Source organism: Mastigocoleus testarum BC008 (genome assembly GCF_001456025.1).
Taxonomy (GTDB): domain Bacteria; phylum Cyanobacteriota; class Cyanobacteriia; order Cyanobacteriales; family Nostocaceae; genus Mastigocoleus; species Mastigocoleus testarum.
On sequence record NZ_LMTZ01000085.1, the window covers coordinates 137004 to 151117 of the forward strand.

Annotated in this window: 13 protein-coding genes; 5 read left to right on the forward strand and 8 right to left on the reverse strand. The window is 35.5% G+C overall.

Annotation, left to right across the window (positions count from 1 at the left end):
- Positions 1-371 precede the first annotated feature (371 nt).
- On the reverse strand, positions 372-527 hold the full coding sequence (locus BC008_RS49490) for a hypothetical protein (protein WP_161938119.1): 156 nt from the start codon (positions 525-527) through the stop codon (positions 372-374).
- Between the two features lie 522 nt (positions 528-1049).
- On the opposite strand from BC008_RS49490, the gene BC008_RS14390 reads away from it, so the two are divergent.
- Complete coding sequence (locus BC008_RS14390) at positions 1050-2189, forward strand: pentapeptide repeat-containing protein (RefSeq protein WP_058183623.1); 1140 nt, start codon at positions 1050-1052, stop codon at positions 2187-2189.
- Positions 2190-2731: 542 nt separating this feature from the next.
- Here the strand turns inward: BC008_RS14390 and BC008_RS14400 are convergent.
- Positions 2732-4120: an aminopeptidase P family protein gene (locus BC008_RS14400; protein ID WP_027841831.1), complete on the reverse strand. Its 1389-nt coding sequence runs from the start codon at positions 4118-4120 to the stop codon at positions 2732-2734.
- A gap of 35 nt (positions 4121-4155) precedes the next feature.
- Entirely contained in the window at positions 4156-4524 is a 369-nt protein-coding gene (locus tag BC008_RS14405; RefSeq protein WP_058183625.1) for a hypothetical protein, read from the reverse strand.
- 218 nt (positions 4525-4742) lie between these two features.
- Between BC008_RS14405 and BC008_RS14410 the strand changes: the two genes are divergently transcribed.
- Complete coding sequence (locus BC008_RS14410; RefSeq protein WP_027841830.1) at positions 4743-5192, forward strand: DUF4332 domain-containing protein; 450 nt, start codon at positions 4743-4745, stop codon at positions 5190-5192.
- 132 nt (positions 5193-5324) lie between these two features.
- On the opposite strand, the gene BC008_RS14415 is transcribed toward BC008_RS14410, so the two are convergent.
- The gene (locus tag BC008_RS14415; RefSeq protein ID WP_027841829.1) at positions 5325-5939 is read right to left on the reverse strand and encodes a TetR/AcrR family transcriptional regulator; all 615 of its coding nucleotides are present in this window, start codon (positions 5937-5939) and stop codon (positions 5325-5327) included.
- Positions 5940-6167: 228 nt separating this feature from the next.
- Between BC008_RS14415 and BC008_RS14420 the strand changes: the two genes are divergently transcribed.
- Complete coding sequence (locus BC008_RS14420) at positions 6168-7748, forward strand: M16 family metallopeptidase (protein WP_027841828.1); 1581 nt, start codon at positions 6168-6170, stop codon at positions 7746-7748.
- A gap of 69 nt (positions 7749-7817) precedes the next feature.
- Complete coding sequence (locus BC008_RS14425) at positions 7818-9314, forward strand: M16 family metallopeptidase (protein ID WP_027841827.1); 1497 nt, start codon at positions 7818-7820, stop codon at positions 9312-9314.
- A 169-nt stretch (positions 9315-9483) separates the two neighbouring features.
- Here the strand turns inward: BC008_RS14425 and BC008_RS14430 are convergent, their stop codons facing one another.
- Positions 9484-9768: a hypothetical protein gene (locus tag BC008_RS14430; RefSeq protein WP_036264875.1), complete on the reverse strand. Its 285-nt coding sequence runs from the start codon at positions 9766-9768 to the stop codon at positions 9484-9486.
- Positions 9769-11106: 1338 nt separating this feature from the next.
- Between BC008_RS14430 and BC008_RS14435 the strand changes: the two genes are divergently transcribed.
- Positions 11107-11412 carry a hypothetical protein gene (locus BC008_RS14435; RefSeq protein WP_058183626.1) on the forward strand — a complete coding sequence of 102 codons (306 nt, stop codon included), beginning with the start codon at positions 11107-11109 and terminating at the stop codon, positions 11410-11412.
- 534 nt (positions 11413-11946) lie between these two features.
- Here BC008_RS14435 and BC008_RS14440 read toward each other — a convergent pair.
- The 3 genes from BC008_RS14440 to BC008_RS14450 form a co-directional block, all read right to left on the reverse strand.
- Positions 11947-12258: a hypothetical protein gene (locus BC008_RS14440; RefSeq protein ID WP_027841826.1), complete on the reverse strand. Its 312-nt coding sequence runs from the start codon at positions 12256-12258 to the stop codon at positions 11947-11949.
- A gap of 341 nt (positions 12259-12599) precedes the next feature.
- A complete protein-coding gene (locus BC008_RS14445; protein WP_036264874.1) occupies positions 12600-12896 on the reverse strand; it encodes a hypothetical protein in 297 nt (98 codons plus the stop codon).
- Positions 12897-13326: 430 nt separating this feature from the next.
- Positions 13327-14109, reverse strand: a complete 783-nt coding sequence (locus BC008_RS14450) for a peptidylprolyl isomerase (protein WP_027841825.1) — start codon at positions 14107-14109, stop codon at positions 13327-13329.
- Between the last annotated feature and the right edge of the window lie 5 nt (positions 14110-14114).

Genomic DNA, 14114 nt, shown 5'->3' on the forward strand with positions numbered 1-14114 from the left:
ATAAATAATTTGCTGTAGATACCAGGGCTGTTTGATGGTATTATACTATCTGCGGTGCATGAGTTAAGTTACGTACTACAAAGCTTAAATACTAAACTTTCGAGTAAGTTTTTGATTAGCATAAACCCTGAGCAGTGAAAATTAATATAGTACGGGAAACTTTTTGCAATAGTAAATGTGGGTAATCGTTTATTTTGAATAAGAATTTTGAGTTTGAATAAGAAAGTTCTAATTCAGAGCTGAATTTCCCTGTCTAATTGTACTGACCTACTTTTCTGACTCAAATAAAATGTATAGTTCCATATCCCAAGTACGAGTATTTTTGCAGACAAAAGTTTAGTTGGATTTTAGTATAGCAGTCGCTATAATTTTTAGGACATTTTTCTGTTCCCTGTTCCTTGTTCCCTGTTTTGGTTAGCATTCCCACCCTGCGGGGTGGCTGCGCCGAGTCTGACCGCTGTTCCCTTTAGACAAATTAAACCAAAGCTATGATGTCCTAAACCAGGTGTCTGTTGCTGTAAGTACATATTTATGTGTGATTTGCACATTTATCTGTGATTTACTTAGCTACAAGTTATTGAAGTATTTTTTTATATACCCAGATGTTTTGCCCGAATCTGCGGTATCTAGAATAAATTAGACTAACTTGTCTATATCCCAGAACATTATATGTAGATGAATTGTGTAGATGAATTTATCTTGATTAATTCATAAATAATAAGTTCATATTGATGAATCGATCTTGACAATTTTTCCAACTATAAACAGCTTCATTTAATGAAGGTGAGCATCACACAATTGTTATTTATGCACTTTTGTTTTACGCTCATAATTTTTTATTTTTCAGGAATTAGATAATTCAATCTTGGATTTAAAAGTATATTGAGTAGCAAATGTAAAAACGAGTGAATTTTTACACTCAGAATCGGAACTATCTGTTAGATTTTAACTGCTAATCAACTAAGTAGTGTATTTTGTCAACCGCAGTATTTTATTGCTTTGAGTGGCGACTGAAGAGAACCTGAGTAGTGTAAAGGAGTTATAGTGGCATGACTATAGTAAACCGTAAAAACAATAATTTTGGCTTTATTACCGCAGAAATATTTTTTTTAATTAAGCCACTAATCTTGATGAGTGTGGGTTTGATAGTCATGCTGTTTGCGGGAACTCATCTACTCGGATTTATCTCAGGTTTTACTTTTTGTTTATTGAGTTTATTTTTACTTCGAGCCCAACAAAAGCAATTTTATACTTTGAAAGTAAAAAATAATAGCGATCAGGTAAACTTTCCAGAAAATAGTTTCCCAGAAAATAGCTTTCAAGAAAATCAAGTTTCTGAAGAAAGTAAAAGTGCAGAGCGCGAGCGAAATTGGATAGAGAAAATGGCTCCACAGGAAAAGAAAAACTTAGACTTGAGCGACTCTAGTCTAGTTCTTGTGGATCTAAGTAATCTTGAATTAACAAGTGTCAATTTTAGTCGCGCCTATTTGAGTGGTAGCAATCTTGATGGAGCAAACCTAAAATATACCCGGTTAGAATCTGCTAACCTTAGCGATGCTCAATTAGTTAATGCAAATCTGAGTGATGCAAAATTAACTGGGGCTAACTTGAGTAGTGTGAATTGCACCAGAGCGAATCTCCGTCACGCAAATTTAAAAAACAGTAACATCAGTAGCGCTACACTTAATCACGCTCAGTTAATAGGTGCAAACCTAAGCGAAGCAAATCTTACTGGAATAAATTTAGTCGGTGCTAAACTTAACTATGCAAATCTTAGTGGTGTTTATTTGTGGAATGGTGATCTCAGAGATGCTCAATTAGTCGGTGCTGATTTAAGTAATGCGTATATTAGTAGTGGTCAATTTAGAAATGCGAACTTGAGCGATGCAAATTTGAAAAATTCCCAACTCAGTTGCGCTAAATTCAAGGATAGCGAACTTAAAAATGCTAACTTTAGCGGTTCAGAATTGATTGGTGCAAACTTCAAGAATGCTGACTTAGAAAACGCTAATTTTGAGAATGCAAATCTGAGAAATGCTAATTTTGAGGGTGCGAATTTAACTGGAGTTAATTTTAAAGGCGCTGACCTAAGATTTGTCAAGATTGATGGTGTAAAAGAAATCGATCCTAAATGGTTATCAGTTTGGGAAAAAGCTAATAATTTAGAAGTTCAAGAAACAAATAGATAATTTACAGAACAACTTAAAATTTATTATTTGCCTGAAATCAATGCAAATAAATGATTTCAGGCTTTTTACTATGTCTGCACTCGTCTGATTTTAGACTCCTAAACATAGCACTAAGTAATACTAAGTCCGGGTTAATTACCCCTTTTAGAATGAGAGAGGGAAGTGTGGGAGGTGTGGGAAGTATGGGGGGAAATCCCAAAGAATATAAAGGGGTTTTAAAAATCGGATTTGGTATGACAATGCAGTATGAAAAAATATTTCATAGTATAAAAAAAATTTTGTTTTTACTTTGAGTTGAATATTAAGTATTTATAATAAATATGGAAATTACCAGCTAAGCAACCATAGTTTTATACTTTGGTAAATCTAATTGCAACTTAACTGAAAACTTGAGATTAATTTTATTTAGAACACAAGCTAAAAAGCATAAATAGATTTTTACTTTTACTTTTACAAGTAAATAAAATAGAGACGACCCATCGGGTCGTCTTCACTATAAAGGTAATTTAGATAGATACTAAAACTCAGGATTACACTATCAATTACCAATTACCCATTACCAATCCCTCAACAGAATCAGCAGTATTTGGTAATGCAGCAGTTAAAACTTCATGTCCCTGTGTTGTCACTAAAACATCATCTTCAATCCGAATACCTCGGACATCAGCAAATTGTGATAAACGTTCCCAATTCACTACATCCTGATATTCTGAGCGTACTTGTTCGTTATTTAAAATGAATGGAACTTGATAAAAACCAGGTTCAATTGTGACCAACATCCCGGGACGTAAAGGACGATTTAAGCGCAAATAACCCAAACCGAAACGAGAACTTCTTTGCTTACCTTCTTCATATCCTGCTAAGTCACCTAAGTCTTCCATATCGTGGACGTCTAAACCAAGTAGATGACCGACACCATGGGGGAAAAATAAAGCGTGAACATCTCTTGCTACCAGTTCCTCTGCTTTACCCTGCAAAATTCCCAAATCGATTAAACCTTCAGCAATAGTTGTGCAAGCTAGTAAGTGTATATCCTCATACTCTACACCGGGGACTATCTTGTCGATACAAGCATCATGAGCTGCAAGCACAACGTCATAAATATCACACTGAGTAGATGAGAACTTACCAGAAACCGGATAGGTGCGGGTAACATCTGCAGCCCAACCCGTTTGAGTTTCTGCACCGACATCAGCAAGCAGTAAGTCACCTGATCGCAGGGGATGATGATAATGTTCGTTGTGGAGAACTTCCCCGCGAATGGTAACAATACTGTTATAGGAACAAGTCATATTATGGGCAATAATTACTTGCTCCATTGCTCCCCGAACTTCAGCTTCTGTTTTAGCCTTTAAAACTGCTGACATTCCAGCTTTATGGGCTGCTACAGTAACAGCAGCAGCTTTACGTAATTCACTCAAAGCAGCTTCATCATGAACCAATCGTAACTGAATAATTGCTTCAGCCAATTGTAAATCAATACCTTGGGGTGGTTGTTGGGGTAAAATCCACCGGTCTAATAACTGTGACTGTTGGGTCCAAGTAGCAGCATCTTGGACGGGAATGGTAGCTGCACCCTCAAGATATAACTCTAACTCTGACATTGGATACGCGCGATCGGCTCCAATAGTAACCGCAATTTGTTCGCGACCGGGTGTTTCTCCGTACCACAAAGCACTACCTGACTTTGGATCGTCCATAAATAACTCCAGTTCTCCTGCAGCAAGACGAATTGCAGCATTAGGTAAAGATAACCCGGCAAAATAAATAAAGTGACTGCTAGCACGGAAAGGAAAGGTATTTGCTGCAAAATTACGCGGACTAGGACTTCCCGACCACAGGATTGCAGGAAAATCAATTAATTTTGCCAGACTTTGTCGTCGGAGATGTAAAGTATGGGCTAAAGAGTTAGAGGTATCTTGTATCAGCATAGATTGGGTACTAAAAGACTAGTAGAAGAAAATATTTACAAGCGACAGGGGTGGGATCTACGATTTCTCCGATCCCTGTTTTGTTGTGTATTATTGTTACCCCTATTGTCCTGTCTATTATTATCCCGTCTACTATTATTATTTTGTCTGCGTTCCCTTTCAAATCGATCCTCACCCCTACTATTGTTATTGGGGAAGGTTGTTTGAGTTCTACTGCTGCGGGGGGAAATCGTAGATCTATTTGTGGGGCTAGTAGTTTGAGAATCTCGGGTTGGGGTGGGTTGAGATAAGCTGTTTTGTCTCAGTCTGCAACTAGCCAATAAAGAGGATATTACGATTAAGCTAACAACAGCAAAGATGTTCTTGATGCGGATTTTGCCTGTGTTCTGGCTTTCGTATGACATTTTCTTCACCTGTTGGAGGCGACAGTTCTTATCTCTACGGTACTGCTAGCAGAAGTTATGGGAAAAATTATTTTGGTAATTGGAATGAGTAATTAATAATTGATGATGAATTATTGACTTTTCAGTATTTTCTTTCAGTAAAGGTTTTCGCAGAGTTTTTGTTAATTCGAAGTTCATTCAAAATCAAAGTTCATTCAAAATTAAAGTTCATTCAAAAAATGTCTTCCCCACACAAATCGAGAACCAGCAATATGAAATTTTGTAACTGGTCAATTGAAAAATTACCAGGATTGAGCGAGCAGGAGCGATCGCAATTACAAAGCTGTGGTATTGCGAATACATTAACCCTAGTTCAACAAGGAAAAACGCCACAAGATAGATTGATGCTGGCTCATAAGTTACACATTCACCTCCAGCACGTGAATAAATGGGTAGCTCTAGCCGATTTAGCTCGTATTCCTAGCGTTGGTCTGCAATATTGTGGATTACTACTCCATGCTGGTGTTGTTTCTGCTGCTCATTTAGCAACAATTCCCCCATATCGCTTGCACAAACAAATTTTGCGCTTGCAAGTAGCCACAATGCAGCGACGAGATTTATGTCCTGCGGTGGAGGAAGTTCAACAATGGATACAGCAAGCGAAAACTTTTATGGGTCAAGTGAGATAAAGCAGCAGTGAGTTCTAATTACTACACTTAAGCGCAGTAATAAACGAAATGTATAACTTGTAAAAACCACAGTTATAAGTTATTAGTAGTATTTTTTAATTTACGGTTAACTGTGGATGTATTTAGCGATGATTATTCTTTGTTCAGAACTCCATTAAGAAATATATCAGCAAGACCTTCTGCCATGTCTTGCATTTGTTGGGGGGAAGCCTCTGGCTCAATTAGGGTATTGTAAGAAAAACCAGCAACTGCGAACATTCCCAGAAAAACTCTGGCGACTAACTTGGGATCCATCTGCCGATATATACCTTTTTCCATCGCTGTTTGGAAGAATGCTTCGGCTACATCGGTCATTTTATCAATGACTTCTGACTGGACGCGATCGCGTAGATCCGGGTGAAATTGCGCTTCCATGAAACATACTCGCATCAAATCAGAATTTTTCTGCAAGTTCCACATCCGGTTACGCATGACCTGAGCAACAGCCTTATAGCTGCCCATTTCGCTCAATTCTGTCAGTAAGTCGGTGAGAATTTCTACCCACCCTTGAGTCGCAACTTCGACTAAAATAGCTTTTTTGTTGACAAAGTGACGAAATAAGGTTCCTTCGGCTACACCTGCGGCTTGGGCTAAATCGCGCGTTGTAGTACCATCAAACCCTTGTTTGGCAAATAATCGCCTCGCTGCTTCCAAAATCCGGTTGCGTGTCTGTGCCTCTGAAGGCGGGGAGGTATTGAAAACTCGCATAATAGTTATGATGAAATTTCCGGAACAGGATATGTAGCGTTATTGTCTAATGTCAAAGACAAAAAACACAGAAAGCTTAAGCTTAATACAAGATTAATACTTTGTGTGTAAATTTATTCGTATTTTACAGACCATTAGCTTTACCTTAATGGTTTTTAATGGTTGTTAATGAATCAACCTAGTACATTCCAACTGTATAAAGAGTTTGAAGGTGGATTGAGTGTGAGAATGAATACTTTGGGTTTAAGAAAGGTTTCTTGTGCCTTCCACAAAATATTGGTTGGCTTTTTGGTAGTGAATATTCTTTGCTGGGGGTTGTTCCCCGGGTCTGCTTTTGCCAGAACCGCAACTTCTTCCAACAATAACAGCTCAATTCAACCTTATTTACAAAAGGTGATTGAGAACCTCACAGAATTTCGCCTAGAAAATGGTATGAAGTTCATTGTTTTAGAACGCCATCAAGCTCCCGTGGTGTCTTTTTTAACTTATGCTGATGTTGGTGGTGTAGATGAGCCTGATGGAAAAACGGGTGTTGCCCACTTTCTAGAACATTTGGCATTTAAGGGGACAAGCAAGATTGGGACCAAAAACTTTGAACAAGAAAAGAAAATTCTTGACAAATTGGATGAAATTGCAACTAAAAAGCAAGCAGCAAAGAAGGCTGGAAATAAAGAACTAGTTGCAAAACTAGAAGCAGAATTTAAAAAACAGGAAAAAAATGCTTCTGAGTTTGTAATCCAAAATGAGTTGGGAAGAATTGTTGAGCAAGCTGGTGGTGTCGGTTTAAACGCTACCACATCTACTGAAGCCACTCGATATTTCTACAGCTTTCCTAGCAACAAACTAGAACTTTGGATGTCATTGGAGTCGGAAAGATTTCTCGACCCGGTAATTCGTCGTGAATTTTACAAAGAAAAAGATGTAATCTTGGAAGAAAGACGGCTAAGGGTGGAAAACTCTCCCATCGGAATGATGATTGAAAAGTTTATTGATACAGCTTTCACCACTCATCCCTATAGACGTCCGGTAATTGGTTATGACGAAGATATTCGCAATCTGACACCAGATGATGTCCAGAAATTCTTTGAGTCTTACTATGTGCCCAGTAATATCACGATCGCAGTCGTTGGTGATGTCAATCCTGCTGAAGTGAAAAAACTCGCACAGACTTATTTTGGCAGGTATGAGTCGCGACCAAAAGGCAAAGCGAATATTCCTGTTGAACCAGATCAAAATAAAACTCGAGAAGTTACTGTTGAGTTTCCTTCTCAACCTTGGTATTTGGAAGGTTATCACCGTCCAGACATTAAACACCCAGATCATGCTGTTTACGAGATTATCTCTAGAGTACTGAGCGACGGACGTACGTCTCGGTTGTATAAATCTTTAGTGGAAACACAACGTTTGGCACTTACAGCCCAGGGTTTTAGCGGATTTCCGGGGGAAAAGTATCCCAACATGATGTTGTTTTATGCTTTGACTGCTCCCGGTCATACAGTAGATGAAGTCGCCCAAGGTTTGCGAACAGAAATTGAAAAATTACAAACTCAGCCAGTACTTGCAAAAGAACTCGAGCGAGTAAAAACCCAAGCAAGAGCGGGATTAATTCGTTCGCTTGATTCAAATATGGGAATGGCACAACAATTATTGGAATATGAGGTCAAAACTGGCTCCTGGCGCAATTTGTTTAAGCAGTTGGATGAGATTGAAGCTGTAAGTGCTGCTGATATCCAACGTGTTGCAAAACAAACGTTTACCCCAGAAAATCGCACCGTCGGCAAACTATTACCTAAACAAACAACTAAATAAAACGGTGGATACCCTCACAATTGGGAATAAGGAGTAAAAAACATGTACGGATATCAAAGAAAAAGGCGGATGGGAAACCACATTTGGAAATTTAAAATTAGTCGCGGTTTAAAATTTTGTTCCGTGCTGGCTGCAACCTTTGCCTTTTTACTGTTTGCATTTAACTTGTCAGCATTAGCAACCGAAGCAAAACATTATACGAATTTAGAGTTTGCGCCCTTAGGTGAAATCCAATTGCCAAAATATGAGCGCTACGAACTCAAAAATGGTATGGTTGTATACTTAATGCCAGATAGTGAGTTGCCTTTGGTCAGTGGTACGGCACTCGTTCGTACTGGCGATCGCTTTGAACCAGGTGATGAAGTTGGCTTAGCCCGGTTAGTAGGAACTGTAATGCGGAGTGGCGGGACTAAAAAACATACCCCCGATCGACTCAATGAAATTCTAGAACAACGGGCAGCATCAGTAGAGACCGGTATTGGTGGGACATCAGGAAGTGCATCTTTTAACTCCCTAACAGAAGACACGGAAACTGTATTTGAGTTATTTGCGGAAGTACTACAACAACCTGCATTTCTCCAGGAAAAACTCGATCTGGCAAAAACCCAATTGCGTGGTAGTATCGCCCGACGCAATGACGATCCCGGTAGCATCGCCAGTCGAGAATTCAGAAAGTTAATTTATGGAAATAGCAGTCCCTACGGTCGCACGGTGGAGTATGCAACTCTTGATAATATTTCTCGTTCCGACTTGGTTAATTTTTACCAACAGTACTACTATCCCAACAACATAATTTTAGGTATCGAAGGGGATTTCGACCCTCAGAAAATGAAATCCCTGATCGAAAAGAATTTTGGTAATTGGGAGGCTAACCCCAAATTAACTAAACCTGCACTACCCCAAGTTGAGCAAGCAAGAGAAAGTGGAATCTTTTTTGTAGATCAACCACAGCTAACACAAAGTAACGTTCTCATCGGACATTTGGGGGGTGAATTTAATAGCCCTGACTATCCAGCTCTTGATGTGATGAATGGGGTATTAAATGGCTTTGGTGGTAGATTGTTTAATGAGGTGCGATCGCGTCAAGGCTTAGCATATTCAGTATACGGTTACTGGAGTCCTCGTTACGATTATCCGGGAATGTTTATTGCTGGAGGACAAACTCGTTCTGATGCGACTGTACAATTCATTAAGTCAGTTAGTGCAGAAATCAAACGCATTAAAGCTAAACCAATAACCCCTGAAGAGCTAGCGTTTGCGAAAGAGTCCACTCTCAACTCTTTTGTATTTAACTTTCAAGATCCCGCTCAAACTTTATCGCGCTTGATGCGTTATGAGTACTACGGTTATCCTCAAGATTTCTTATCTCGCTATCAAAAAGCTGTAGAAGCAACCACAGCAGCTGACGTACAAAGAGTTGCACAGAAATATCTTCAACCAGAAAATATGGTGACATTGGTAGTTGGAAGTCAAAACAATATCCAACCACCACTCAAGCAACTTTCAACACAAGTCACACCAATAGATATCACTATTCCTGGTGCACCATCACAAGCTAAAAGTTAGTTGCTTGACAATTTTCATTAAAGCATTGTGAATAATTAGATTTTTGCAGTTAAAGATACGACTACCCGGCTTCTCAGAAAAGCCGGGTTTTTCATGGTTTTATATTTTATTTATTGTTTGTAGTTTTTTTATTATTTGGTATGGCAAATGTAGCGATTATAATTCAATATTAGTCCTGAATACGTTTGCTGCGAAATATACCAGTCATTACGATCCCACTTATTAGCATCGCAATAACTCCTAATCCATTCAATAGAACATAAAACACCCTTAGGTCTTGACCTAAAAATGTTCCTTGGTGAATATATAGTAAAAATTTTCCTACCTCTGGTGGTGCATTAAACCAAGTTCTACCCACTCTATAAGCTACACCAGTAAAAGCAGTTGCAAATAGTGGTAAAAAAATAATTGGTGCTAGCAAACGATGCCATTTACGTAATTTCCGTTTATTCATACAGAATCAACTCTGTTTTAAACACTTAAATTATCGTTCGAGAATTTATATGAGTAAAAATAAAGTAAAGGTAAATGGTACGTTTCACACACTATATTGTAAATAGTGACTGGAGAGTGACAGTAACACTCAGGCTTGCTACTAAGCATTTACCTTTACCTTATTTATGCAAGGTTTTAAGTACTAAGCAAAATGATAATTATAAAAAGTAAAGAAGTAGGAAAGATTCAAAATAAAGTTGTATGACTTGAAAATACAAATAAATTTATTTATAGGTAGAGATAATAAAATTCATCACTCTAATAAGCTTTTGAATTTAATTTTGAATTTAATCTTGAATATGTCATTTTGACTATATTCATCCATATGTAATAGTTCGGTAAGAATTACTGTTCCTACAGAAGCATTTAGCGAGGGAAATCGCCACGATTAATTGTTTGTTGATAAGTCTTACTTGATTAAACCTGAAATGAAGGGATAAGCAAAGAAAAACAAAGACGATTGACGTAAAGAACGTCTTAGGTGGACAAGAGAAGAGAGGGTCATAAATCAAACAACATAAAAATGTGCCAACTTAATCAAGTCCTCTGAATATTTTCCAACCATTAATCATCTTTGTTTGCTTTTTAAGCCTTAAATGTTCTTAAGCTCCAAATTATAGCGATGAAAAGTCAAGAACTAGAAAAGATTAAATTGCACATTGCGTTTTACAATCCTTAACAAAATCCTCAGTGAAAACCACGTACTTATTTTTATACTCACTGTTCCAAGATTTATCTTAGATAAAATAAGAGGTGAATAAAGGCTTATTTATATTGTCACTCTAAAACTACACCTTCACAAAAAGGCTGCAAGTATAAACACTTAAACACAGAATGCTCAATGTTATTTAGTAATTTCCCCAAAATAGAACTAATATTTATTTTTCTCTTGTTATTATTTTCCATTGAACGATAGATATAGGAGTGAATTATAGATTTTAATAAGTGATTATAAATTTCATAATTAATATCAGATATAAACCAAAATATATCTCTATTGTCAATATAAATAATTAATGAAAACAACGTATGATAAACATCTATTCATTTTTTATTTTTATTTTAAAAATACAAACAAAATTGATGGATAAAATATCTACTGAAAATAGTATTACTAATTAATCTTATTTATTTACCTCGCAAAGTATTAATTAGAATTAATTACAATATTTTTTATTAAATTAAACCTTAGATAAAAATCAGTAATATCTACTACTAAATAACTTTTAAAACATTGCGTCATTATTATTATTCTGATAAAATTTTATCAGAATAACCTGTAGTTTAATTTTATAAAATGATTATTTCTGATTTAGAAATTTCCGAATTAATGGAAGTAAATCATATTGTAATTGGAGGTAGTTATGCCATTACAAATGCTCAAACTTTTGCATCTTCAGAGTTTGGTTATGGCTCAGCTTTAGGAGTAGCTTTTGGAGATCAAGTTTTTGCAAATACTAGAACAAGTACTAGTATAGATAAGAGTAAATTTTCTTCAAACACTTTTGCTTTCGCAGATGCAGAAGCAGGAGGAAAGAGTGATAGTAGCTCTTCTTTCTCTTCAAGTACTAGTATCTCTTCTAACTTTACTTCAAAATGGTAAAAGCTTACTGGTAATAATAAAGATAGGTTTTCTTGTATATGTACAAGAAAAATTGCATTAATTATGCAGATTATAATAGTAATTTGCCAAGTAATAATTTTGTTAATTTTATCTATTTAAAATCCCTTACTTTGTAAAGTGAGGGATTTGCACTATCATATGATAATTAAAATAGTTTTTCATTCTTTCACATTATTAATTGATTAGTAGATAGGTTTACTAAAATAGTATTTTAATACTAAAAAACAAAAATACTTTTTATTATAATTAGTCAATACAAAAAATAACTAATACTTCCTTAAAAAACTCATTTATAAATAATATATTTAATCAAAAATCAAAGGATTTACTGATAATATTTTCAGTATCTAACCCTTTGACTCTTATGAAGCTTGATATGTAATTTTAAATAGAAAATTTAGAATAGAAAGTGTGTAAATCTTTATTTACAACAATATCCAGGTCAACTTAATCTAGATTTACTTAAAATTTGAAGAGAATCTTTCAAAATCAACTTTGGATATATAAATAAAACTAAGATACACTACTCATACTTACAGACGCAATGTAATGACTATCTCCAGTTTTACTTACGGCTAAGCTAGCCAAACTATTACCTTCCGGACTTGAAATTGCAACTTGATATTCATTAGGTATTGATTCCGAGTAATTAATTTCCTCTAAGTAGTAAACCCCTTCCAATCCGAAAGTTGGAGGAACAGGATAAGCAGTGGTAAAAGCGAAATAACTATAATCAAAAACATATGTAAATCCACCTTGAACTTTTTCACTACCAATATCTTCTATTTGATATTGTTCAAGATCGTTAATCTTTAACTTACCCATACATCCTGACCTCTATTTACTAAAGAGAAATCGCCATATATTTGCTGTATTTTAGCGATTAATTATATAACTGCGTTTAACGCGATCTATAATCCATGAATTAATAATCCAAGGATATTAAGAGACTGATTAGCTTTAATGTCAAGAATATAAATATAAGATTCATATTCAATAGAGATGTAGTATTACCACATCTCTACAATCTATCAATCTAAACTTGAAATTAAATTGATAGATAAATCATTATGAAATAGAAGAATTTACTAGAGGCAATTATTATAAAATTGCCATCTAGTTTATTCATCAGATGTAGCTTAAAGAATTAAAGCTTAGTGTTTTCCTTAGTGGAAGCTGGATGCAGAACCGGAAATACCAACAGATGAAGAACCATAACCAGCTACTGTCTTAGTTTGGTTATAGGTATCGGTCTTAGTGTAAGGACCAAATGCATCAGCAACTGATTTAGAGGAAGCAGTGTTACCATCTAGATCGACTAAGCTTTTGAATTTGTTAAAAAAGTCAAAATTAACATCAACGTTGATATATTCATTGTCATAAGTAGTATAGCCATAGCTAGTACCACCAACAACATTAGCATCTTCAACTACTTCTAAATGATTTAAATCAGAAATATTCATTAGGTTTCTCCTGGGAATTAAACTGTTTCTCTGGGAATATATAAAGTAAGAAGAATTCGTTTCTCTTACTCTTTAAATATAGAACAACAACCAAAAAAATACAATAGTAAATCTAGTTTTTTTTGTATTAAAAATACTTTTAATCAATTATTATCTAATTCATTTTATATGTTTTGAAAAACAGTTATCTTTACTCTTAAATAAGCAGCAAAAGAATGAACATACTATATTTTAAAGCATGCTCTATATAGGAAAATATTATTTCCAATTATCCGTAAATATATATTCTTAGTAATGTTTTAATTATTTTTGTCTTTAAAAAATAAAGAATGCTATCTTATGTCACAAGAATATAATGATTTTAACTACGTCAAATCACTGATTTTGTGTTTTCAATATATTCAAGTAAAACAATATCATTCTTTAAATATTAAGCCTGCATCAATAAATCAGGTGAATTCTGAATATTTGTTGTTGAATCAAACCGATCTGATATTTGCATCTCAGATAATTCTTGCTTTAACCAACTATTAAATAGTTCGGAAATTATTTGTGAACGTAGCTTTTCATCTAATTCTGGTTGGATAATTTCTTCTACCCAAATTAGATAAACTCCTTTATTAGTACTTATTGGCTTAAGTGGTTGTGGAGGTTTAGCAGCAAATACAGCAGATGCAACTTCTGGTCGGAAATCTGCACGGCGTCTAATTCCTCGGTATCCTCCATTGCGACGCGTATCTGGATCGGAAATATGCTCTCGGGCTATATCCGCGAAGGTAGTTTCGCCTTCTTGTAGCGCGTAAAAAAATTCCAAGGCTAAATCTTTATCATCGAGAATAATCTCATAAGTCACTGCTGCAAGATAATTAAGCCGATGCTGAAAAAAGAAGCTTTCAACTTTTTTCCCGAATAAATGATTTGCCAGCTTTTTGGATAATATTTTTTTATAAATTAATTCCTCAAAGTCATCTACAGATAAATGGTGCTGTTGTAACCAAGCTAATGTATCCTTAGCTCTGACAAGTTTTTTATTTGCCCTAAATAGGTCACCCTCTTGTTGGATCTGTGACTCTTCAACTGTGATACCTAATTTTTCGGCAGTATCAGTTATTATTCTGTCAGAAGCGATCGCTTCAACAACAACTGGAATTTGACACGAAATTTTTATGTAATGGATAATATCACGACTAGAAATTGATAAAGAGTTGTTCATATCTC